Source organism: Luteimonas notoginsengisoli, from assembly GCF_042648885.1.
Lineage (GTDB): Bacteria > Pseudomonadota > Gammaproteobacteria > Xanthomonadales > Xanthomonadaceae > Luteimonas > Luteimonas notoginsengisoli.
On the sequence record NZ_JBHRYF010000001.1, the window covers coordinates 612631 to 632657 of the forward strand.

The 20027-nt window shown below is 67.8% G+C and carries 25 protein-coding genes; 21 read left to right on the top strand and 4 right to left on the bottom strand.

The window, feature by feature from the left end; all coding sequences use genetic code 11:
• The first annotated feature begins 85 nt into the window (after positions 1-85).
• The 19 genes from ACFOM9_RS02905 (at position 86) to ACFOM9_RS02995 (ending at position 16737) form a co-directional block, all read left to right on the top strand.
• Positions 86-442, top strand: a complete 357-nt coding sequence (locus ACFOM9_RS02905) for a DUF2190 family protein (RefSeq protein WP_386706004.1) — start codon at positions 86-88, stop codon at positions 440-442.
• Positions 443-517: 75 nt separating this feature from the next.
• Positions 518-1081, top strand: a complete 564-nt coding sequence (locus ACFOM9_RS02910) for an N-acetylmuramidase family protein (RefSeq protein ID WP_386706005.1) — start codon at positions 518-520, stop codon at positions 1079-1081.
• Positions 1082-1420: a hypothetical protein gene (locus ACFOM9_RS02915; protein WP_386706007.1), complete on the top strand. Its 339-nt coding sequence runs from the start codon at positions 1082-1084 to the stop codon at positions 1418-1420.
• A complete protein-coding gene (locus tag ACFOM9_RS02920) occupies positions 1417-1674 on the top strand; it encodes a hypothetical protein (RefSeq protein WP_386706009.1) in 258 nt (85 codons plus the stop codon). The genes ACFOM9_RS02915 and ACFOM9_RS02920 overlap by 4 nt, the downstream gene beginning before the upstream one ends.
• 11 nt (positions 1675-1685) lie before the next feature.
• Positions 1686-1958: a hypothetical protein gene (locus tag ACFOM9_RS02925; protein ID WP_386706011.1), complete on the top strand. Its 273-nt coding sequence runs from the start codon at positions 1686-1688 to the stop codon at positions 1956-1958.
• Entirely contained in the window at positions 1955-2365 is a 411-nt protein-coding gene (locus tag ACFOM9_RS02930) for a hypothetical protein (RefSeq protein WP_386706013.1), read from the top strand. The genes ACFOM9_RS02925 and ACFOM9_RS02930 overlap by 4 nt, the downstream gene beginning before the upstream one ends.
• Positions 2362-2700: a hypothetical protein gene (locus tag ACFOM9_RS02935; RefSeq protein WP_386706015.1), complete on the top strand. Its 339-nt coding sequence runs from the start codon at positions 2362-2364 to the stop codon at positions 2698-2700. The genes ACFOM9_RS02930 and ACFOM9_RS02935 overlap by 4 nt, the downstream gene beginning before the upstream one ends.
• Positions 2697-3026, top strand: coding sequence for a hypothetical protein (locus ACFOM9_RS02940; RefSeq protein ID WP_386706017.1), 330 nt, complete (start codon positions 2697-2699; stop codon positions 3024-3026). Before ACFOM9_RS02935 ends, ACFOM9_RS02940 begins: the two co-directional genes overlap by 4 nt.
• Positions 3019-3486 carry a hypothetical protein gene (locus ACFOM9_RS02945; protein WP_386706019.1) on the top strand — a complete coding sequence of 156 codons (468 nt, stop codon included), beginning with the start codon at positions 3019-3021 and terminating at the stop codon, positions 3484-3486. Before ACFOM9_RS02940 ends, ACFOM9_RS02945 begins: the two co-directional genes overlap by 8 nt.
• A gap of 14 nt (positions 3487-3500) precedes the next feature.
• A complete protein-coding gene (locus ACFOM9_RS02950; RefSeq protein ID WP_386706020.1) occupies positions 3501-4289 on the top strand; it encodes a phage tail tube protein in 789 nt (262 codons plus the stop codon).
• The gene (locus ACFOM9_RS02955) at positions 4286-4504 is read left to right on the top strand and encodes a hypothetical protein (protein WP_386706022.1); all 219 of its coding nucleotides are present in this window, start codon (positions 4286-4288) and stop codon (positions 4502-4504) included. Before ACFOM9_RS02950 ends, ACFOM9_RS02955 begins: the two co-directional genes overlap by 4 nt.
• On the top strand, positions 4504-5124 hold the full coding sequence (locus ACFOM9_RS02960) for a hypothetical protein (protein ID WP_386706024.1): 621 nt from the start codon (positions 4504-4506) through the stop codon (positions 5122-5124). The genes ACFOM9_RS02955 and ACFOM9_RS02960 overlap by 1 nt, the downstream gene beginning before the upstream one ends.
• The gene (locus ACFOM9_RS02965; RefSeq protein ID WP_386706026.1) at positions 5124-8534 is read left to right on the top strand and encodes a tape measure protein; all 3411 of its coding nucleotides are present in this window, start codon (positions 5124-5126) and stop codon (positions 8532-8534) included. Before ACFOM9_RS02960 ends, ACFOM9_RS02965 begins: the two co-directional genes overlap by 1 nt.
• A complete protein-coding gene (locus ACFOM9_RS02970; RefSeq protein WP_386706028.1) occupies positions 8531-8944 on the top strand; it encodes a hypothetical protein in 414 nt (137 codons plus the stop codon). The genes ACFOM9_RS02965 and ACFOM9_RS02970 overlap by 4 nt, the downstream gene beginning before the upstream one ends.
• A gap of 4 nt (positions 8945-8948) precedes the next feature.
• Entirely contained in the window at positions 8949-12536 is a 3588-nt protein-coding gene (locus ACFOM9_RS02975) for a hypothetical protein (RefSeq protein WP_386706030.1), read from the top strand.
• Positions 12533-13516 (top strand): hypothetical protein, encoded by a 984-nt coding sequence (locus tag ACFOM9_RS02980; RefSeq protein WP_386706032.1) that lies wholly within the window; start codon positions 12533-12535, stop codon positions 13514-13516. Before ACFOM9_RS02975 ends, ACFOM9_RS02980 begins: the two co-directional genes overlap by 4 nt.
• 3 nt (positions 13517-13519) lie before the next feature.
• Positions 13520-14677, top strand: coding sequence for a hypothetical protein (locus ACFOM9_RS02985; RefSeq protein ID WP_386706034.1), 1158 nt, complete (start codon positions 13520-13522; stop codon positions 14675-14677).
• A 535-nt stretch (positions 14678-15212) separates the two neighbouring features.
• The gene (locus ACFOM9_RS02990) at positions 15213-16514 is read left to right on the top strand and encodes a hypothetical protein (RefSeq protein WP_386706036.1); all 1302 of its coding nucleotides are present in this window, start codon (positions 15213-15215) and stop codon (positions 16512-16514) included.
• Entirely contained in the window at positions 16504-16737 is a 234-nt protein-coding gene (locus tag ACFOM9_RS02995; RefSeq protein ID WP_386706038.1) for a hypothetical protein, read from the top strand. The genes ACFOM9_RS02990 and ACFOM9_RS02995 overlap by 11 nt, the downstream gene beginning before the upstream one ends.
• Before the next feature lie 28 nt (positions 16738-16765).
• On the opposite strand, the gene ACFOM9_RS03000 is transcribed toward ACFOM9_RS02995, so the two are convergent.
• From ACFOM9_RS03000 to ACFOM9_RS03010, 3 genes are read right to left on the bottom strand one after another with little or no spacing between them, the layout of a single operon-like run.
• A complete protein-coding gene (locus tag ACFOM9_RS03000) occupies positions 16766-16999 on the bottom strand; it encodes a hypothetical protein (protein ID WP_386706040.1) in 234 nt (77 codons plus the stop codon).
• Positions 16996-17685 (bottom strand): SOS response-associated peptidase, encoded by a 690-nt coding sequence (locus ACFOM9_RS03005; protein WP_386706042.1) that lies wholly within the window; start codon positions 17683-17685, stop codon positions 16996-16998. Before ACFOM9_RS03005 ends, ACFOM9_RS03000 begins: the two co-directional genes overlap by 4 nt.
• 4 nt (positions 17686-17689) lie before the next feature.
• Positions 17690-17986, bottom strand: a complete 297-nt coding sequence (locus tag ACFOM9_RS03010) for a hypothetical protein (RefSeq protein ID WP_386706044.1) — start codon at positions 17984-17986, stop codon at positions 17690-17692.
• Positions 17987-17992: 6 nt separating this feature from the next.
• Here ACFOM9_RS03010 and ACFOM9_RS03015 point away from each other — a divergent pair, with 6 nt between their 5' ends.
• The gene (locus ACFOM9_RS03015) at positions 17993-18268 is read left to right on the top strand and encodes a hypothetical protein (RefSeq protein ID WP_386706046.1); all 276 of its coding nucleotides are present in this window, start codon (positions 17993-17995) and stop codon (positions 18266-18268) included.
• Between the two features lies 1 nt (position 18269).
• Here the strand turns inward: ACFOM9_RS03015 and ACFOM9_RS03020 are convergent, their stop codons facing one another.
• The gene (locus tag ACFOM9_RS03020) at positions 18270-18542 is read right to left on the bottom strand and encodes a hypothetical protein (RefSeq protein WP_386706048.1); all 273 of its coding nucleotides are present in this window, start codon (positions 18540-18542) and stop codon (positions 18270-18272) included.
• A gap of 379 nt (positions 18543-18921) precedes the next feature.
• On the opposite strand from ACFOM9_RS03020, the gene ACFOM9_RS03025 reads away from it, so the two are divergent.
• The gene (locus ACFOM9_RS03025) at positions 18922-19989 is read left to right on the top strand and encodes a TraB/GumN family protein (RefSeq protein WP_386706050.1); all 1068 of its coding nucleotides are present in this window, start codon (positions 18922-18924) and stop codon (positions 19987-19989) included.
• Positions 19990-20027: the final 38 nt, after the last annotated feature.

The window sequence follows — 20027 nt, forward strand, 5'->3', positions numbered from 1 at the left end:
AAGGGAGTGAGGGCGGGGATCCGCCCGCCCTCGCTTCGCTCCTCCAGCACAAGCCTCCAACCCCTCGCACCACCGGAGAAAGACCATGAAGAACGCATACCAGGACGGCCGGGTGCTGGACATCACGCTGGCGGCCGACGTCGCCAGCGGCGGTGTCATCAGCCAGGGTCGCATGTTCGGCATCGCCGTCACCAACGGCAAGAACGGCGACGTTGTCGCCGCGCACGTGGAAGGCGTGTTTCGCCTGCCCAAGCTTGGCACCGCCGTGATCACCGCTGGCGCCGCCCTGACGTGGGACGTCAGCGCGAGCCAGGTGATCGTTGCCTCCGCTGCCACCGGCGACATCGAGAACTTCGGCTATGCCGTCGAAGCGGCCGGCAGCGGCTCCACCGACGTGCTGGTGCGCCTCTGCCCCGGCACTGGCGTGGCGAAGGCCGCGTAACCGTTGCGCCACCTTTCGCCGCCCGCGGTCTCTCTCCCCGCGGCCGGCGAAAGGACTTTTCCCGAGCGAGGCACCATGTCCCGATCCATCACCGCCGCAGGGCTCCAGCGCGCCGCCGACAAGCTCGGCGTCAGCGTCGCGCACGTGCGCGCAGTGATCGCGGTGGAAGCGGGTGGGGCAGGGTTCCTCGCAGACGGTCGCCCGAAGATCCTGTTCGAGCGCCACAAGTTCTCGCTGTTCAGCGGCCGCAAGTTCGATGCGAGCCACGGCGACATTTCCTCGCGCACCGCCGGCGGCTACCGCGGCGGCGAGGGCGAGTACCTGCGGCTGTACAAGGCGCTGCAGCTCGACGGCGAGGCCGCGGTGCGCGCTACGTCGTGGGGCGCGTTCCAGATCATGGGATTCAACTGGGAGGCGTGCGGCGAGCGGTCGCTGTACGGCTTCCTTATGGCGGTGCACGACAACGAGGATGCGCACCTGGCGCTCTTCGTCAACTTCGTCCTCAGCGAGGGCCTCGCGCCCGCCCTGCAGAAGCGGGACTGGGCTGCGTTCGCGCGTGGCTACAACGGCGTCGACTTCGCGCGCAACCAGTACGACAAGAAGCTCGCGGCCGCGTATGCCGCCGCCGGGGGAGTGTGAATGGCGATGGATCTGAACACCCAAACCAGTGGTGCGCAGGTGGTGAAGCTCGGACTCGCGGAGCGATGGATTCTCGGCGGCGTCGGCCTCGTCCTGATCAGCGCGATGGGGTACGTGGGGACGAAGATCGACAAGGTCGACGCGATCGATACGCGCACGCAGGTCATGCAGCGCGACATCACGTCCATCCAGAAGACCGTGGACGCGCTGCCCACCACGGTGTCGGCGCACACCATCCAGCTGGCCGACCACGAGCTGCGGATCGGCCAGGGCGAGAAGGATCGCGCGCAGCTGCGCGCCGATATCACCGAATTGCAGAAAACTAGGGGCCTGCGATGAACCAGCGATTCGATTTCAGCTTCCTGTTCAAGCGCATCTCCACGTGGTGTGCCCTCGCTTCGCTGTCCGCAACCGCCGCGCTCCTGACCTACAACGCGTGGCCCCAGCGGCTGCAGGATCTGACGGCCGACTGGGTGCTGATCGCGTTGGGCGCCATCGGGATGGGCGCCGCGTTCCTGACGCCGATCGCGACCAGCTACCAGCAGAAGGGCATTCCACCCAAGACACCCGGCACTCCGCCGGCCATTACCTGAGAGGTTCCAAGATGAACATCGGCAACGCCATCTCCCTGATCATCGCGCTCGTCTGCTTGGCCGCTGGCGTGATGCTGGGCCTGTTCGACCTGTCGCCCATGCCACTGCTGGGCAACGTGCTGGTCGCCGTGGTCTTCGCCTATGTCGGCGTCATGCTCGGCCGCCGTTCGAAGACGGCCAACGCCTACGCCGACCAGCTGTACGCCCGCAGCAAACAGCTCGAGGCGGAACTGTACGAAGCGCGTGACCGGTTGCGCGAGCGCGGGAACAACGGCCAGGCATGAGCACGCTGGCGGCCATCAAGCTCGTGGCGGTCCTGATGATCGCCGGCCTGCTGTTCTTCGGCGGGCGCTCGTGCGGCGTGCAGAGCGCGCACGAGCGCAATGCCGCGCAGGCGCGGGTGATGGCCGCCAAGGACCGCGCCCTGCAGGCGGCGTCGCGTTCGTTCACGGCCTTCGCCGCCACGTTCCGCAGCATCGATGCCCACACCGTGGCGCAGCTGGCCGAAGCCCGCCGCCGCGCGGAGCTGGCCGAGTACGCCGGCGGACGCGCGGCGGCGGCCGAAGCCGACACGGCGCTGCGTACACGACTGCTCGAGCAGGACCTGGCCGAAGCCCGCCGCCGCCGGCCAGCCTGCGCCCAGCTGTTCCCGACCGACCTCGGCGACGCCTGCGGAGTGACGCTGCGATGACCCGCCGCCTGCCTGTCCTGCTGATTGCCCTCGTCGCCGGCTGCAGCACCTGTCCGGACATCCCGGACATGCCCGACGCCCCGCAGCTCGTGCGCGTCCCGGTCACCGAGTACGTGGTGCCCGAATGGCTGGTCAAGCCGTTGCCCGAGGACGCCCCGCGCGCCAACACGGTCGAGGAAGCCACGCGCCTGGCCTGCGTGCGCCTGGGTACCATCCACGTGGCCAACTGCCGCGCCCGCCTGGGCGACGCCCTGCGCACCGGTAAGGCCGTCGACGCCGGGGACATCGCCGCGTGCGAAACCCGCGCGGTGTCGAAGTGCGAGGTGAAGAAGTGAGCCAGCGCGCCTTCCTCGCCGACCTCGACGCCGGTCTGCACGCTGCCTTCGCCGCGTCCGGCATGGCGGACGCCGGCCTGTACCTGCCAAAGGATGCCGCCCCCGGCGCGGTGCCAACGGCGTGCCGCGTGTACGTCGACCGCGATATCCAGACCCTCGGGGAAACCCAGCAGTACAAGGCGGGCAGGGTGGAGGTGGCCTACGTCCTCGCCGACGTGCAGCCGCGCAAGCACGGCCAGCTGGTGGTCGATGGCGACACGTACTTCAACGACGACGAGATCAGCAACGACGGCTCGCTGAGCCGCTGGGTGGTGCGCCGTGGCTGAGCCGGCGAGCTGGCTGGTGCTGGAGTACATCCGCGACGTGTTGCGCGCCATCACCGTGGCCAACGGCTACCGCACCGACCTGGGCGATGGCGCCTTCATCCTCGATGACAGCGACGTGCCGGACGACATCGACGCGCCGGCCACCGTCATCGAAGCCACCACCGTACCGGTCAGCACCAGCAGCCGTGCGCACATCAACAGCGACGCCAGCATCACGGTCGAGTTCGCCGTGCCGCGCGGCGACGGCAGCACCAACCCGAAGCTGCTCGCCCATCGCGCTCGCGCCGACATCGTGAAGGCGCTCATGGTCGACACCCGCACCTTGCCGCCGTTCATCCGCACGCTCGAGCTCGTCGACGCGCAGCTGTTCGGCGCCGATGACGCATCGGGCGCCAGCTTCCATATCGCTCAGGTCTCGGCGCGGGCCGGCCTGACCGAACTCAAATCGCCCGCACCCTAACGAGGATCTTCCCCATGGCAAACCCCAAAGTCCGCCAGTTCGCCGGTGACTTCCGCATGTGGCGGAAGGCCGCAGACGGCACCCTGACGCCGGTGATCCCGGAGCCCGCCGATCCGTTCGGCAACCAGCCGATCGAAACCAGCAGCTTCAACTTCGGCTACGAGGCCGGCGACGAAGTGACGGTCAAGTCCAAGCGTCGCGACAGCGCGTACAACCAGCCGATCTACTCCGACCAGCAGCCTGGCGTCACCTCGCTGTCGATCGGCCTGCTCGAACTGCCGAATGCCATCCTGGCGCGCATCCTGCGCGGCGAGGCGGCCAACGCGGCGATGGTGGCGGGCACGGTCACCGACGAGGCGCACACGGTGTCCTCGCTCGCGGTGCCGATCCGCCTGGCGCACAAGTACGTCAGCACCGTCGTTGTGACCAAGGGCGGCTCGCCGCTGGTCGCCAATACCGACTACACCGTGGACCTGCGCCGCGGCCACGTCATGCCCAAGGCCAGCGGCGACATCGCGGTCAATGACGCACTGACGATCAGCTACGCCTACGCCGGCGTGGACGGCGCCAAGATCGAGGGCGGCGCGATCCCGCAGGAATCGTTCTACATCACCGGCGACATGCAGGACCGGATCAGCGGCGAGAACGGCGAGCTGGAAGTGTTCGAAGCGCGCCTGGGCGTCGAGGACGACATCGACTGGCTGTCGGCCGAACCGCTCGCCCCGGTGCTCACCGGCAACCTGATCGTGCCCAACGGCGCGCCGGCGCCGTACGTGTTCGAGACCTACAAGCAGGTGGCTTGACGGTGGCGCGGCGCAAGTCCCCGCGCCGCGAGACGCCACCGGTTGCCGAAGGGCAGCCGGTGGTTTCGCCGTTGTCGGCGGATCGCCGCGAGGTGTTCATCCGCGCCGGCCACACCCATCGCGGCGTGCGCTACGACGGCGCCACGCCCTACGCGGCGAGCGATGCCGAAATCGCCCTGCTGCGGCAATACAACGCGATCGCCGGTGACAGCTGATGGCGCGCGAAAGCATCACCGCCGCGCGCACCAGCAACCGCGCCATCGGCGCGCGAGTCCGCGCCCGTCTCAGCGGCCTCAGCGAAGCCGCGCTCAACCGCAGCATCCAGCGCACCCTCGCCGGCGCCAAGCGCCGGTTCGAACCCGCGGCCAAGCGCGTCATCCGCGACAGCTACGGCGTCAAGGCGCGCGACCTGTCCGGCAAGTTCAGTGTCCGCACCGGCCTGGATGACGACGGCGAGTATGTGGCACTGGCCGCGGGCACCAAGGGCATCCCGCTCCTGAGCTTCGGCGGTCGCTGGCGTGGTCCCGCGCGCCGCAAGGGCAGGTGGGCACCCGCGGCAACGGCCGAGGTCCGCAAGGGCGACCGCAAGACCTACTCGTCCGCCTTTATCGCCACGATCAACGGCACCCGTCGACTGGTCGCGCGCCAGCTGGTGCGCGGCGCCGGCGGCGCGCGCGACCCGCGCAACCGCCTGCGCACGCTCACCGGCCCCAGCCCGGTGCAGATGGTGGAGGGCGACAACGACCGCAACGCGCAGGCCATCGCCGACGAGGTCAACACGTTCATGGCCGATGAGTTGGCGCGGCAGGTGCTGCTCAGCCGGGGGAGCAAGTAATGGCCGGCGCACGCACGATCCTGGAAGAGAAGATACGGCTCTACGTCGAGAGCGCCGGCGACGAGGAGCTCAAGGGCCTTGTCGCGCAGCTCGGCGACCTGGGCGACGTCGCCGACTTCCAGAGCAACATCGCCCGCAAGGCGATGGAACGCTTCGGGCAGGCCATCGAGGACGTGGCTCGGGTCGAGGCGTTCGAGAAGCTCAAGCGCGACCTGCAGACCACCGAGGCCAACCTCGAGTCGGCCCGCGCCGGTGCCGAAGCGCTGTTCCGTGAATTCCGCCAAGGCGATACCAGCAACTCCGGCATCACCCGCGCGCAGAAGACCGCCAGCAAGACCGTCAATGAGCTGAGCGAGGCCGCGCAGCGCCAGCGCCTGCAGCTGCAGCAGTTGCGCGGTGAGCTGTCGCGCAGCGGCATCGACACGCGCAAGCTGGGCACCGCGCAAGGCGAACTGAAGGCGCGCCTGGCCGACGCCCGCGGCACGCTGGCGCAGAGCGTCAAGTCGGTGCAACAGTTCCGCGCCGAGAACGCGCGCGCCGCCAGGGAAGTCCCGGCCGGCAACGCCCGCATTGCCGACAGCTACAAGGGCGTGGGTGGCGCGCTCACGCGCCTGCGATCGCTGGCGGCGCCGGTGCTGGCGTTCCTCACGTTCCGCACCGCCGCGTCGGGCGCTCGCGCGCTTGGGGAGGTGGCCCAGCAAGCCGAAGACGCCCGCCGCGCCCTGACGGAGCTCTACGGCTCACAGGCGGCCGGCAATCGCGCCTACGGCGAGCTCGAGGTGCTGTCGAAGCGCAACGGGCTGGCCTTCATCGACGTGGTCAACCAGGCCAAGCGCCTGATGTCCTTCGGCCTCGACCCGCTCAACGGGTCGATGCAGGCGCTGGTCGACCAGAACGCCGCGGTCGGTGGGTCGATGGAAGACCTCGACGGCAAGATCCTCGCGCTAGGCCAGGCGTGGGCGAAGCAGAAGCTGCAAGGCGAGGAAATCCTGCAGCTGGTCGAACGCGGCGTGCCGGTGTGGGACCTGCTGCAGAAAGCTACCGGCAAGAACGTCCAGGAGCTCCAGAAGCTCAGCAGCGCCGGCAAGCTCGGCCGCGACACCATGTCGTCGCTGATCGCGGAGATCGGGCGCGCCAACTCGGGCGCGGCGACGCGATCGCTCGGCTCGCTGAGCGGTCTCGTGGCCCGGTCGGCGGCGCGCTGGCTGGAGTTCAAGCAAAAGATCGTCGACGCCGGGCTCGGCGACTACATGAAGCAGCAGCTGCGCGAGCTGCTGGACTCGACCGGTGGCATGGATGCGCTGGCCAAGCGCGTGTCCGAAGCCATCATCGGCATCGTCAACGGCCTGAAGAACCTGGGTCAGCAGATCCTGCCGATCGCGAAGGCCGTCGGTGACGCCACGATCTTCGTCTCGAAGCACGCCGACGCCGTCATCTTCCTGGCCAAGGCCTACCTTGCGCTGCAGCTGGCGCGGATCGCCAACGGGTTCACGCTGCTCGCCGGCGGCGCGCGCGCGGCCACGGCCGCCACCACCACGCTGGCCACCGCCACCACCGTCGCCGGCGGCGCGCTCGGTCGGCTCAGCGGCATCATTGCCGGGATCCCCCGGTTCATCCGCATCAGCTTGGTGGTGGCAGGCGCAGAGGCCGCGCTCTACTTCTGGACGAAGGCCGGCGAGGAGATCCAGAAGGTCAAGGACGCGCAGCTCGCCCTCGAGCGCGTGCAGGTCAGCGCCCGCGACCTCGAGCGCGAACGCATCGCCATTGGCCAGCAGCTCACCAGCGTCTACCGGCAATACGCTGACGTGCAGATCAAGGCCGCTGGCCAGATCAGCAGCCTGACGCAGCAACAGGCCCAGGACTACGACTTTGCGCTGGGCCAGGCGCGTAAGTACTGGGAAGGCCAGGTGCGCATGGCGCGCGCCGCCGGCGACGCGCAGAAGGAAGCGGCCGCAACCGAGCACTGGAAGGCGCTGCAGGACGCCATCACGGCGGTGCAGGCCCGCCTGAAGGCCCTGGACGACGCGGCGACAGCGGCACAGGGCATCCGCAAGTTCGTCGACTCCGCGGTGGCCAAGTTCGATGAGCTGGCCAACAAGGGAAAGTCGGCCAAGGACGCAATCAAGGGCGCGTTCGACGGGCTCGACCTGGCGTCGACGAAGGGGCTGCAGCAGGCGGCCGACATCCTCGACCAGGTGTCTATCCGCGGTACCGCCGCCGGGCGCGCCGTGCAGGCGGAACTGCGCACCGCGCTGGCTGCGGTGGCGGACGAAGACCTGCCGAAGCTCCAGGCCGCCGCGGCGCAAGCGTTCGATTCGGGGAGCGCCGCCGCCAAGGTTTTCGGGCGCGCCATCGATGCGATCAACCTGACCCGTCTCGGCGTCGACGTCGACGCGATCAGCACCGGCTTCAGCAAGGCCGGTCGCGCCGCGGTCGACCAGTTCCGCGCGGCGATCGGCGAGGTGGACCGGCTCGGATTCACGGCGGCCCAGCGCGCCGATGCCATCGCCCAGGCATTCGACAACGCGTTCAAGAAGGCCAGCACCAAGCAAGAGATCGAGGCGATGCGCCAGGCGCTGCGCGAGGCGCTGAGCGAAGGATCGATCGGCTTTGACGAGTTCACGAAGCGGGTCGCCATGGCCGACGATGCGCTGGCGGCCCTCTCCGGCACGGCGCCCAAGTTGGCCGACGGCGTCAAGCAGGGCGTCGCCGAGGCCAATTCCGCGCTCGGCAGCCTGGGCAGCAATTCGACCACCGTGGCGCAGAGCGTCGAGAAGGTAGGCACCGAGACCCAGAAGGCCGGCGAAAAGGCTGCCAAATCGGGCAAGCAGATCCAGCAAGCCTCGTTTGCGATGAGCGCCTTCGGCGACGAGATCAACGAAGGCCTGAAGAACCTCGGCCGCTGGGTCGGCCACCCGCTATGGGACGAGATGCAGAACTTCCTCGTCGCCAAGTGGCGTGCGCAGCGCGAGGAGTTCCGCGCCTTCAACAAGGAGCTCGACGAGCAGCTCGCCAAGCTCAACCCGGTGAACCACGAGCTGGAGGAGCTGCGCAAGCGCTACAGCTATCTCAGCGAAGCGGAGCTCGAGGCCGGCGCCGCGAAGCTGAAGCAGATCAATGATCGCGTGCGCGAGCAGCAGGAGCAGGCGCTGCGCGAGCAGCAGGCCGCCGAATCGGCCGCGGCCGCGGCGCGCGAGCGCAGCCGCAAGGAAGGCAGCGACGCCGCTCTGGCCAAGCCCGTGGAAGACCGGCTCGTCATCGACTGGCGCGCACCAACGAAGAGCGTAGCCAACACCGCCAGCGCGGCCGAGCTCGAGCAGGCCGAGCGCATTGCGGGGTTGGTCGCTCCGATGGTGCTCCAGCGCATCGAGCGCAGCCGCTCCATCAGCATTCGGAGAAACCGCCGGTGAGCGACATCCTCCTCGACGGCATCGCCCTGCCCGAAGACCTGCTGTGGATCGACGAATTCACCGCGTGGAAGGTCGGCCAGGCCATCAAGCCGTCGCTCACCGGCGCCCGCATCGTCCACGAGTCGGCGCTGCAGGCCGGCCGCCCGATCACGCTGGAGACCCAGCAGGGCAGCAACGACTACGTCGGCTGCGTGACGCTCGACGTCCTGCGCGCCCTGCAGGCCAGCGAGGAAGTTCCGGGCAACACCTTCGCCCTGGTCATGCCCGCCCACAACAGCGGCACCCGCACGTTCACGGTGGCGTGGCGCCGCAGCGACGGCGCGGCGATCGATGCCCGCCCGATCAAGCACATCACCCCCCAGTTCGACGGCGACTACTACGCCGTCACCCTCCGCCTCATGACGGTGTAACCCGATGCCCATCACTGCACTCGACATCAAGCTGCGCAAGTCCCAGCGCCTCACCGACAACCCGGACGGCGGCGGCCGCATGGTGCAGGCCGAGATCGTCGACGGCGAGATGAACAACCTGTTCCCCGACATCGGCGACGAGGAGCGCACGACTGGGCGCAGCACCCTGCGCAAGATGTTCGTGCACCTCGACACCCCGGACACCGACACCCTCAAGGACGCGATCGGCGTGATCGTCGACCCGCCGGCGGACGGCAACGTCTGCACCAGCATGTTCGCCACCGGAAGCTACAGCGACGAGCGAGCCGCGGCGCGCAACCGGGTGGAGAGCTACATCACCAAGGGCGTCGAGTCGCGCTACGTGCTGCTGGGCAACCACTTCATCGGCCAGATGGCCATCAGCATGTACTGCATGAAGGACGCCCCGACGCCCGACATCAACGACAACCTGTGCCTGTCCACCGCGGCGCCGGGCTATGAGCCAGCCGAGCAGTACATGCGGGTGCGCAGCATCCTCTCGCGCACCACCCAGACGTTCTACGACGAGCAGGGCGCGTTCGAGCGCGACGTGATCGTGGTCGAGACCGTCACTGCGCTGCTTTACGACTTCTATGGCCAGGAGGCCGACCGGCGCACCGCGGCCAAGCCGCCGACGCGGATCCACGAGACCAACATCATCGACGCGGCCAGCTACTACTCGGTCAAGCGCCTCACCGAGGACGCGGTGTCCGGCGCCTTGTCGGTGAAGGTGGACTCGCCCTACGTGCCGATCGTGCCGTCCACGCTGGCCGAGACGCCGGTGAGCGACGTGCTGGCGGGCCTGGGCACGGTCAGCTACGTGCAGTCGGGCCCGGCGGATTCGCTGGCCAGCAACTTCACCAGCAGCTTCAGCGCCGGCATCGGCATCACGCGCTACCTCGGCAACCCGTTCACGCGCGGGTCGGTCAGCGTCACCGTCGGCGCGACCACGCTCACCGACGACGGCAACGGCAGCCTCACCGCCGCCGGCCTGTCTCCGTGGGGCGGCACGGTCGACTACGGCGCCGGCAGCGTCACCGTCACCCATTCCACCGGCGCCGGCAGCACGTCGGTCAGCATCACCGCCACGCCGGCGGGCCCGATCCTGGACCAGGGCTACAGCCAGCGCGTCGACATCGTGCAGGGCAACCAGGGCTACAACTACCTGTTCCAGCTGCTGCCGCTGCCAGCCGCCGGCACGGTGGTGGTCGACTACCGCGCGCTCGGCAAGTGGATCCGCCTCACCGACAACGGCACCGGCCAGCTGCTGGGCAAGCCCGGACAGGGCAGCGGAACGGTCAACTACGCCACCGGCAGCGTGGTGATCACCACCGGCGCCCTGCCGGACATCGGCAGCGCCATCATCACCAGCTACGGCACCGGCATCGTGGCGCAGCGCCGCGACACCGACACCGAGATCCAGCCGCCCTACCTGAACTTCCTGCTCCCCGACGAGGGCATCACCCCCGGAAGCTTCTCGATCACCTGGCAGGTAAGCGGCGCCGGCGTCACCGCCACCGACGACGGCGCCGGCGTGCTCAAGGTGGGCGCCACGGCGGTCGGCAGCATCGTCTACGCCACCGGCGAGGTCGGCGTCCGGCCCACCACGCTGCCCGACGTCGGGACCGGCCTGGCCATCGCCTACGACTGGTCGCCGCAGGTCACCGACAACTTCACCCCCACGCCCGACGCCTTCGGCGTGGTGGGCTTCTCGCTGGGCACGGTGCCGGCACGCGCTGGCTCGGTGAACCTGGTGTGGCAGACGAGCCTCGCCGGCGGCAAGCTCGACGAGCTGCCGGTCAGCGTGGTGCTGAAGGCCAAGGACGACGGTGCCGGCAACATCGTCATCACCAACAGCCCGCAGCTCACCGCGCCCGTGGGCACGATCAACTACACCACCGGCGCGATCAGCCTCAAGGCCGGCGAGCACGACATCAACAACGTCCGGGTGCCGGTTGCGAGCTTCGGCAACGGCTACCGGCTCAATCAGGTCACCAACGGCGTGCGCCGCCTGCAGTTCACCGATGGCACGCTGATCACCGCCAGCTACCAGGCGGCCGCCGCCGGCGAGACGTCCGTCACCGACGAGATCGCGCTGCCGCCCGTCGCCGTGGACCTGACCCCCGGCGTGCTCGAGGCGGTGGTGCCGGGCAGCGTGCGGTTCACCTTCAAGGGTGCCACGTACGTGGACCGCAACGGTTCGCTCTACCGCGACATCGATCCAGTGAGCGGCAGCGGCACCTATGCCGGCAGCTTCGACTACGGCAGCGGCCAGGCCGTCATCGCGGGCTGGGCGCCGGGCGGCACCAACGCCATCAGCGTGGGTTCGCTGCTCACGCGCATGTTCGATCCAGGCATCGCGCAGGTGGAGTTCCGCACCCCGGGCGCCCCGCTCAAGGCCGGCGTGTTCACCCTGCGCGCCACCACCCTGGCCGGCGAGCAGCTCACCGCCACGGCCGACATCAACGGCGACATCACCGGCGACCGCGTGCGCGGCCTGATCGACTGGGAGAGCGGCGCCGCGGCCGTGGAGTTCGGCGAGATGGTGCCCGCGGCCGGCAACGAGGGCGAGCCCTGGTACGACCCCGACAACGTGGTGGGCACCGACGTGTTCAAACCCACGCTGGTGTTCGCGGGCAGCGTCTACATCGGCGCGGTGGTCTACCGGTCCATCCCGCTGTCCGCCGTGGTCGTGGGTCTGGATCCGGTGCGACTGCCCAGCGACGGCCGCGTGCCGGCGTTCAAGGCCGGGCAAACCGTGCTGATCCACAACACGCAGGTCACCAGCGTGGACACGCCCGCTGCCGGCCAGGCGCTCGACCTCGGCCGCACCGGCATCTCCCAGATCGAGGTGCGCGACACCGTCGGCGTGCCGATCGACAGCGCCTGGTACACCTTCGACCTCGACGCCGGCACGTTCGAGTTCAGCGACCCCCTCAACCTGGGCGCCTACACGCTGCCGGTGAAGATCAGCGACCGCATCGACGATCGCCGGCTCGTGGCCGCGGTGCAGATCACCGGCGAGATCGAGCTCAACACCGGCCTGTCCCACGCCTTCGCCGCCGGCGACAGCATGATCAGCACTGCCCTGCGCCTGGGCGAGGCCAATGGCTCACTCGACCTGCAGGCGCGCGTGCAGAACGTGTTCGATCAGAACACCTGGACCAACGTCTGGAGCGACGTGCGCATCGGCGACCAGGCGCCGGCGACGTTCAATGACACCGACTTCCCCATCGAAGTCACCAACGCCGACGCAATCACCGAGCGCTGGGTGGTGGTGTTCACCGGCTCGACGTCGTTCGAGGTGCGCGGCGAGACGGTCGGCACGATCGCCATCGGCAGCACGGGAACGGACTGCGCGCCACTGAATCCGCGCACGGAACTGCCTTACTTCACGATTCCGAAGGAGGGCTGGGGCTTGGGCTGGTCCGTGGCAAATGGCCTGCGATTCAACACGATCGGCGGTCTTGCCCCAGTGTGGATGGTTCGCACCACGCTTCCTGGCACGCCGGAAACGACGACCGACTCGTTTCGATTCCAAGTCATCGGCAACAGCGCTGGAGAAACCCCGTGAGCCTCACTGCCACCGTCTATCGGAGCACCGACCCGGGCGCGCCTTCCCTCAGCGGCACCGCTGGTTCACTCACCGCGTTCCTCGATGCGATTCTGGTAGATGGCTATGGCTCCGGGGCTGATGTGAAGCCTGGACTTGGGTGGACGCGGCAGTTCAGCGGTACAAACAAGCGCGTGTACCAGAACAATCCCACGAGCGGCAGCGGCTTCCTCCTGCGGATCGATGACAGCGCTACCGTTGGCAACGCGCGACACGCCTGGGCCACCTGCTACGAATCGATGTCGGACATCGACACTGGGGCGGGCCAGCACCCCCTGCCAAGCGATTATCCCAACGGCTCGCTTATTCCAAAATCCAACGTTCTCTCCTCCGCGCCACGCGCGTGGCGAGCCATCGGGAACGAGCGGTGCCTCTACCTATTCATCGATGTGGGTGTTCAGGGAATTGACTATGCTCTTCCGCACTTCTTCGGGGACATCGTCTCGTTCAAGCCCGGCGACGCCTGCCACTCCGCGGTGTCAAGCAACGAATTGACCGCTTATGCGGGAGCCTCGATCCTGCAGAACTTTTTCCGGGCCAACGATGTTGTGACCAATAGCACCGTGACCAAGTGCCTTGCGTTGGGGCGCAACTATCGCGCCGACCCGGGTTCAATCTACGTCACCCATAACACTGAAATGGGCACGGCCCAGTTCGGCAACAACGCCAGCAGCCCCTTTCCGAATCCCGTGAATTATGGTCTGTGGTACTCATCGATCCGAGTCAAGGAAGGCGCCTACCTCCTGCGCGGTCGGCTTCCGGGTGTTCTGGCCCCGGAACACGCACGCCCATTCGACGATGACCTGATTCTCGATAATTTGCCAGGCCACCCCTTGCCGGGGACGCGTCTTCTCGCCTGGAAGTTCAGTGTCCACACCGCGAGCAAATCAACCGCCTACAACGGGCAGGTGCTCTTCGACACCGTCAATGAGTGGTGGTAGACCATGAACTCTTTTGGACTCGGCTTCGACTTTCGTCCCATGGTGCCTTGGGCAGGCGACGGCTATTTCGCGGGCGAACCCGCGCTGGGTGATGAGCCCGACGGTTTGGCGCGCATCATGAACGAGCCCAGCCGCATAGCGATTCGGGTCTTCGAGCGCCGGGGGATGAACTGTGTCGCCCAAGCGCTCAGCGCGTTTGACGGAACATGGCGAGTCGATGGACTCCGCCGTACCGACCGATACATGGTCGTGGGCGTCGACGGCCGCGCCACCGTCAACTCCGCGATCCAAGATTGGGTTTCCCCCGCGGAATCCACCGGTCCGGTGCCTATCCCTTTCCGCCTTGACGCAGCGTTTCCCTTCGTTATGCCTGGCCAGCTTCTTCGCGTCCTCGTGAGCACGTCTGGTGCTTCCGGCGATGTGACCTTCGATGTGATCGATGGCGCGATGCCGGCAGGCTTTACGCTGCAGTCGGCAGGCTCGTTCGGGATCATTTCGGGTGCGGTTACCTCAAACGATGGCGCGCTTTGGACTCTTCGCGGTACAGATGAATTGGGGCGCGAAGTTGCCATCGCGTGCGAGCTGCCGACCAACAACAATGTCTTTGACGTCCTGTTGAAGGCCGGTTCCGGCTCCGGAATCGACTTCTCTTGGGACCGCGCTCGTGCGATCACGACCACCACTTCGTGGCGAGGCGCCTTCGCAATCATTGGGAGGTCTAGCGGAAAGTACGCGTTCGAGCTGATACAGGCCTCGGGAGATGGGCAAGTAGGATCGGGCCAAAACTCCGTGTGCGGGATCGCGACCAAGGAGAACTTGAACAGCCAGCTTGCCGACATGGTCGGCAACGCACTGAATTCCGTCGGCTATTACGGCGGCAGTGATAGTACCGGGGCTCTGACATGGACGCTCGATACCGGCAATTCGGTCGTGTCCGTCGCAGCCTACAGAACGGCTGATGTCATCACCGTCGCGGTGGATGCCGATGCACCCGAGGTAACCTTCTACAAGAACGGCGCGTTCCAAGCAGCCGTGCCCCTGCCCGCGGGGAAAACCTGGTTTCCAACGATGACCTTGCGAAGGGTGGGCACCGTCGGCCTCGTGCGCACGACTGGACTTTCGTTCCTCCCGTCTGGATTCAGTGAGTGGAACGCGACGTGACCGGAGACGAGCGCAGGGTATGAGCGCCGCTGGAGCCAAGGTCGGGCTCGATCTCGGCCCGCTTCACGCGGGCCCAGGCAGTCGTGTCGGCCTGAACCTCGGGGTCCCTTGGGACGACGACATTCCCGACCCGCCCGATCCAGTCGACCGTGGGCTCAGGACCAACGCCACCATCCGGTGGGGGTCGGCCGCGGCACTGCGTCGTATGGACACGCGTGTCCCGTGGGGACGCATGCCCTCGATCCGGCGCACCGCGAGAGTGCCGTGGGCACCTTCTGCAGCGACTCGCCGCGCTTTTGCGCTTGCGTGGGGGAGCCTGCCGCGCCTGAATCGTACCGCGGCGGCCCGTTGGCGCACACGACCGCCCATCCAACGCCGTGCGGCAGATCTGCCGTGGACCAGCCTGCCGGTGCGTCGCCGTGGGGCCTCCATACCTTGGTTAGCCAGCCTGGCGCGCCGTGCGGTCGCCTCGTCAATCGCTTGGCGCAATCCGGGTCTGATTGCTGCAGGTCGCTCATTGCCCTGGATCGCGCGCTTGGCGACCCGCCGGCGCGACATCGAACTGCGGTGGCTCTACCCGGGTAGGACGAAACGCACGTGGCGCATCCCGTGGGGCTTGGCCAAGCGCATCCCTTGGATCGTGGTGCCGCCGAAACCTCCGAAGCCACCACCCCCCGACGACACCTTCCCGCCCGGCGATCGCGTCGGCCTCAACCTCGGTTGCCCGGCCATCGACGTCCGCGGCCTGGCGCCGCTCAACCTCGGCGTCACCGCGTGCTACGCGGTCCGCCCCACGCGCAGGACCTACATCGTGCTCAACTCCATCCTCGTCGTCCGTCTACCCGACCGCTTGCCGATCGAGGTCGACGCCGTCTCGATCGCGCAATCGATCGATGCCTGGGGCGCCACCTTCGACCTGTCGCTGTGCGACCCCGAGCAGCTCGAGCTGCTGAAGCCCAACGCCAACGGCCCGCGCGAGATCGAGGTGACGCTCAACGGGTACGTGTGGACGGCCATCGTGGAGGCCTACAACTCGCGCAAGGAGTTCGTCGCCGGCGGCGTCTCGATCTCCGGCCGCTCCCGCACGGCGTTGCTGGCGGGCCCCTACGCGCCGGCGCGCACCAAGGTGGCACCGCTGCAGCGCACCGCGGCGCAGCTGGTCGGCGAGGAGCTGGCCAGCACCGGCTACACCGCCGACTACGACACCGTGGACTGGGTGGTGCCCGCCGACGCGTGGTACTACGACAACACCACCCCGCTGGATGCCATTAGCCGGATCGCGGAGGCCAGCGGCGCGGTGGTCCAGTCCGACCCGGAAGAACTCACCCTGCGGATCCGCCCGCGCTACCCCACGAGCCCATGGGACTGGCCCGACACCACGCCCGACGCGGTGCTGCAGGACGACATCGTCACCTCGGTGAACCTGCAGGTGGTGAGCCAGCCGCTGTTCGATGCGGTGGTGGTCACCGGCGAGACCGCCGGCAAGGGCGTCACCGTGCGCGTCAAGCGCAACGGCGAGGCCGGCACGCTGTACGCGCCGCAGGTCAGCCACCCGCTCACCAACACGGCCGCGGTGGGGGCCGAGCACGGCCGCAACATCCTGGGCGATCGCGGTGAGCAGGCCAGCGTGGACCTCACCTTCCCCCTGTTCCCCGCGCCGCTGGCCGCCGGGGAAACCGGACGTGTGTTGCCCCTCGACCTGGTCGAGGTGCAGGCCTCGGAAGGCACCTGGCACGGCCAGTGCACCGCCGTGCGGTTCGACGCCCGCACCGACGGCAAAGCCCTGGTGATCGAGCAGACCATCACCCTCGAGAGGCACTACAGCGATGCGGACTGAACTCTGGGACCAGTTCTCGAACCTGGGCGGTCCATCGCCGCGCCTGCTGGCCACCGTCACAGCGCACAACGCCGACGGCACCAGCAGCCTCACAACCGCCGAGGGCGCGCAGATGCGCGCGCAGGGGCAGCTGGGCGGCACCATCCCCTACAACGTATGGGTGCAGGCCGGTCGCGTGGTGGACGTGGCGCCGAACCTGCCGCTGGTGGAAGTCACCGTCTGACCATGCGCGCAGCGTGGCCGTCCTGGAGCTATTCCTGGCAGGGCTCGTCGTCGCCCGGGATCAGCCCGTTGTCGCGCAGGATGCACTGCAAGCGCGTCCATACGTGCGCGTGGTCATCGTCGCCGGCGTCGGCTTCAATCTCCTCCGCCACGCCGGCGAATGCGCCGATCAGGTCGCTGTCGGGGTCCTCGTTGGCAAGTCGCTGCGTCTCCACAGCGAGCGCATCGATGCGGGCATCCAGTTCTGCACGGGACTGTTTCATGCGATGGCTTCCTCCGCGGGGATCGGGGCGATCAGGCTCGGATCATCCAGCTTCGGCCCGTTGACCGCCCGTGAAACGGGGTAGATCTCGATCGGCGGCGGCGTGAAGGCGAGCAGCATCGCCATGGCGTCCTCGGTGGAGCCGGTCGACCATGGTTCCATCATCGCGAAGGGCAGGAAGACCGGCATCCGCGTGTGGACTCGTCCGTACTCGTCGCGCGCATCTGTCGTGATGATCGCGAAGCTGCCGGGGTCACCCTCCGGCTGGATCTTCTGCCGCGGCTCCCAGATGCCGGCAGCGAACAGCGGCTCGTCGTTGGCGCGGTGCAGGTAGTAGGGCTGTTTCGCACCGGTCGGCCCCTGCCACTCGTAGTAGCCGGCCATGGGCACCAGGCAGCGGCGCTCGCGGAAGGCGTAGCGGAACGACCAGGACTTGGCCACCGTCTCCACCCGCGCGTTGATCGTCGAATACTTGAACTTGAGGTTGTCGGCGTGCCGTGGGATCAGGCGCCAGATCAGGCGGCGGACCTGTAGCTGGTCTTCGTCGCGGAGGATCACCCCGGCGCGCTGTGTCGGCGCGAGGTTGTAGCGCGGGGTGAGCTCGCGCAGATCAGGGCCGATCTCGGGGTAAACGTCGGCGTCGGCGAACGCCAGGGGCAACGGTCTCTGGACGAAACGACCGCACATGGCCTTACTCCATCACGTCGTCGATGGTGGCTGGGTTGGCGCTGAACCCCTCGCCGGCGGATTCCACGATGTCGTAGAGCGCTATCGATATCTCGCTGTCCGGGCCTGCGGCCTCGGCGTGCGCATAGAGGTCGCCGGCCTCGGCCCAGAACTCGTCCCAGAACTGGCGATAGGTCTTCCCCTTGCGGCGGTAGCCCACCATGAACGCCTCAAGGGCGGCGAGGCGGGCCGTCTGGTCGGGGGTCATGCCGCGGAGCATACCGCCGGCGCTCTCGAGCTGCGCGGCGGCCGCGGGTAACATGCCGGCATGCTCCCCGAAGGCTTCCGCTGGGCCAAGCGCCACCAATACGACGCCCAAGACAGTGCGCTGGTGCTCGATAGCACTCAAGTGGCCATGCTGCTTGATCGTCTGGACGGCAGTTGGTTCGTCAGGCTGTGGGCGCACTGGAGCATCCGCGAGCCGCTGGTTACGCGGTCGTGCACCAGCTTGGACGCCGGCCGGGCGGGCATCGAGGCTTGGGCCTGCCGGCACGAGGCGCAGATCCGGGACGAGGTAGCCCGTCAGGTGTGGAGGGCCGGCTAGGTCAGCCGCGGATCTCGGTGATGTCCGTCACCTTGCCGCCGCTGAACTCGATGTTCACCTGCTTGCCGTTGAGGTAGTACTCCCACCGCTCGCCGATGCCTGCGCCGTAGTGGTTCTGCAGCTGCACGATGCGGTCGGGCTGGCGCCCCGCCTTCTGGATCACGGATCCGGCGCTGTCACCGACGGATACGACGCCGCGATCGAAGCGGACGCTGAAGTCGGCCAGGGCCGCGGTGCTGGCCAGGGCCAGCAGGATTGCAAGGATGATGCGCATTGGACGTTCCCTCTTGTTGATTAGCAGCCTAACGATGACCCGGCAGGGTGCGCATCGGAAAATTTCTCGCGAAGCCATCACCCTGCAGGTGTGTAACCCTTTGATCTGTTTAGGTCGATTCTGACGGTTCTGGAGCCTGTTGATTCGATTGGAAACGCTTTGAATTCAAGACGATGCCGCTGTCATGGAACAAGTCTGGGGGACAAGTGGTCGTCGGTTCAAATCCGGCTACCCCGACCATTGATCGACGAAGCCCGCCTTGTGCGGGCTTTCGTTTGTCTGGCGCAGGCAGGTTCGCTGGTACCGGGCCCCGGAACCGGTCGGCAGCAAGACGCCCGAGCCGACCTACAATTGCCGCGTTGCCTGTTCAGGAAACCCCATGCACGCATTGTTTCGCAGCCTGTGCCTGCTCGCCTGTCTCGCCCTTCCCGCCCAAGCGCAATCGGGTTCGCAACTGACGGGCACGGCGCCGGCGGACGGACAGGTGGTTGCGCAACGCGCGGTGCAGGACGGAGCGCTGGCCCCCAGCGACGCGATCGTCGACATGGACACAGTGGTCGTATCGGGCGCGCAGCCAGGTCCAGGCATGTGGAAGGTGTCCAAGGGCGACCACGTGCTCTACATCCTGGGCACGCTGTCGCCGCTGCCCAAGCGCATGGACTGGGTTTCGCGCGACGTCGAGGACGTGATCGCCCGCTCTCAGGCGGTGATCCTGCCGCCGTCGGTGGCGGTGAGTTCCGATACCGGGTTTTTCCGCTCGCTGCTGCTGGTGCCGTCGCTCCTGCGCGCGCGCAACAACCCGGAGGGCAAGAGGCTCCAGGACGTGGTGTCGTCGGCCCTGTATGCGCGCTGGCAGCCGCTCAAGGCACGCTACCTGGGTCGCGACCGGGCCGTGGAGAAGCGCCGGCCGATCCTCGCCGCGCAGGAACTCTACGAAGCGGCGATGCGCAAATCGGGACTGGAACAGGACGACCGTGTCGGCCAGGTGGTGGAGAAGGCCGCCAAGCGCGTGCGCGTGCCGCTGCTGCCGGCGCAGGTGAAGCTGGTGGTGAAGAATCCCAAGGCGGCGCTGAAGGAATTGAACGCCATGTCGCTGCACGATGCGGGCTGCTTCGCCGGTACGCTGTCGCGGATCGAAGCCGACCTGGGCACGATGCGGATGCGTGCCAATGCCTGGGCGGTCGGCGATATCGACGCGTTGCGCGCGCTGCCGTTCCGCAACCAGTACATCGATTGCGTCAACGCGATCACCGAAACCGGCCTGGCGCAGCGGCTGGGATTCGGCGACGTGGTGCAACGGGTCGGCGACACCTGGATCCAGGTGGCTGAAGACGCGTTGGCGCGAAACCGCACGACCTTCGCCACGCTACCGGTCAACCAGCTGCTGCAGCCCGAGGGCTACGTCGAGCGGCTGCGGACCAAGGGCTACGTGATCGAGGCGCCCTGAGCGGGCGACGACCCAGCGCGGCAGAGCAGAGGACCGCT

Coding starts and splice junctions, on each gene's coding strand:
- ACFOM9_RS02965 (WP_386706026.1), top strand. CDS start 5,124: ATGGCCGGCGCACGCACGATCCTGGAAGAGAAGATACGGCTCTACGTC.
- ACFOM9_RS03005 (WP_386706042.1), bottom strand. CDS start 17,685: ATGTGCGGTCGTTTCGTCCAGAGACCGTTGCCCCTGGCGTTCGCCGAC.
- ACFOM9_RS02935 (WP_386706015.1), top strand. CDS start 2,362: ATGACCCGCCGCCTGCCTGTCCTGCTGATTGCCCTCGTCGCCGGCTGC.
- ACFOM9_RS02905 (WP_386706004.1), top strand. CDS start 86: ATGAAGAACGCATACCAGGACGGCCGGGTGCTGGACATCACGCTGGCG.
- ACFOM9_RS02925 (WP_386706011.1), top strand. CDS start 1,686: ATGAACATCGGCAACGCCATCTCCCTGATCATCGCGCTCGTCTGCTTG.
- ACFOM9_RS02910 (WP_386706005.1), top strand. CDS start 518: ATGTCCCGATCCATCACCGCCGCAGGGCTCCAGCGCGCCGCCGACAAG.
- ACFOM9_RS03000 (WP_386706040.1), bottom strand. CDS start 16,999: ATGAAACAGTCCCGTGCAGAACTGGATGCCCGCATCGATGCGCTCGCT.
- ACFOM9_RS02920 (WP_386706009.1), top strand. CDS start 1,417: ATGAACCAGCGATTCGATTTCAGCTTCCTGTTCAAGCGCATCTCCACG.
- ACFOM9_RS02960 (WP_386706024.1), top strand. CDS start 4,504: ATGGCGCGCGAAAGCATCACCGCCGCGCGCACCAGCAACCGCGCCATC.
- ACFOM9_RS03025 (WP_386706050.1), top strand. CDS start 18,922: ATGCACGCATTGTTTCGCAGCCTGTGCCTGCTCGCCTGTCTCGCCCTT.
- ACFOM9_RS02975 (WP_386706030.1), top strand. CDS start 8,949: ATGCCCATCACTGCACTCGACATCAAGCTGCGCAAGTCCCAGCGCCTC.
- ACFOM9_RS02930 (WP_386706013.1), top strand. CDS start 1,955: ATGAGCACGCTGGCGGCCATCAAGCTCGTGGCGGTCCTGATGATCGCC.
- ACFOM9_RS03020 (WP_386706048.1), bottom strand. CDS start 18,542: ATGCGCATCATCCTTGCAATCCTGCTGGCCCTGGCCAGCACCGCGGCC.
- ACFOM9_RS02995 (WP_386706038.1), top strand. CDS start 16,504: ATGCGGACTGAACTCTGGGACCAGTTCTCGAACCTGGGCGGTCCATCG.
- ACFOM9_RS03010 (WP_386706044.1), bottom strand. CDS start 17,986: ATGTTACCCGCGGCCGCCGCGCAGCTCGAGAGCGCCGGCGGTATGCTC.
- ACFOM9_RS02950 (WP_386706020.1), top strand. CDS start 3,501: ATGGCAAACCCCAAAGTCCGCCAGTTCGCCGGTGACTTCCGCATGTGG.
- ACFOM9_RS02915 (WP_386706007.1), top strand. CDS start 1,082: ATGGCGATGGATCTGAACACCCAAACCAGTGGTGCGCAGGTGGTGAAG.
- ACFOM9_RS02985 (WP_386706034.1), top strand. CDS start 13,520: ATGAACTCTTTTGGACTCGGCTTCGACTTTCGTCCCATGGTGCCTTGG.
- ACFOM9_RS03015 (WP_386706046.1), top strand. CDS start 17,993: ATGCTCCCCGAAGGCTTCCGCTGGGCCAAGCGCCACCAATACGACGCC.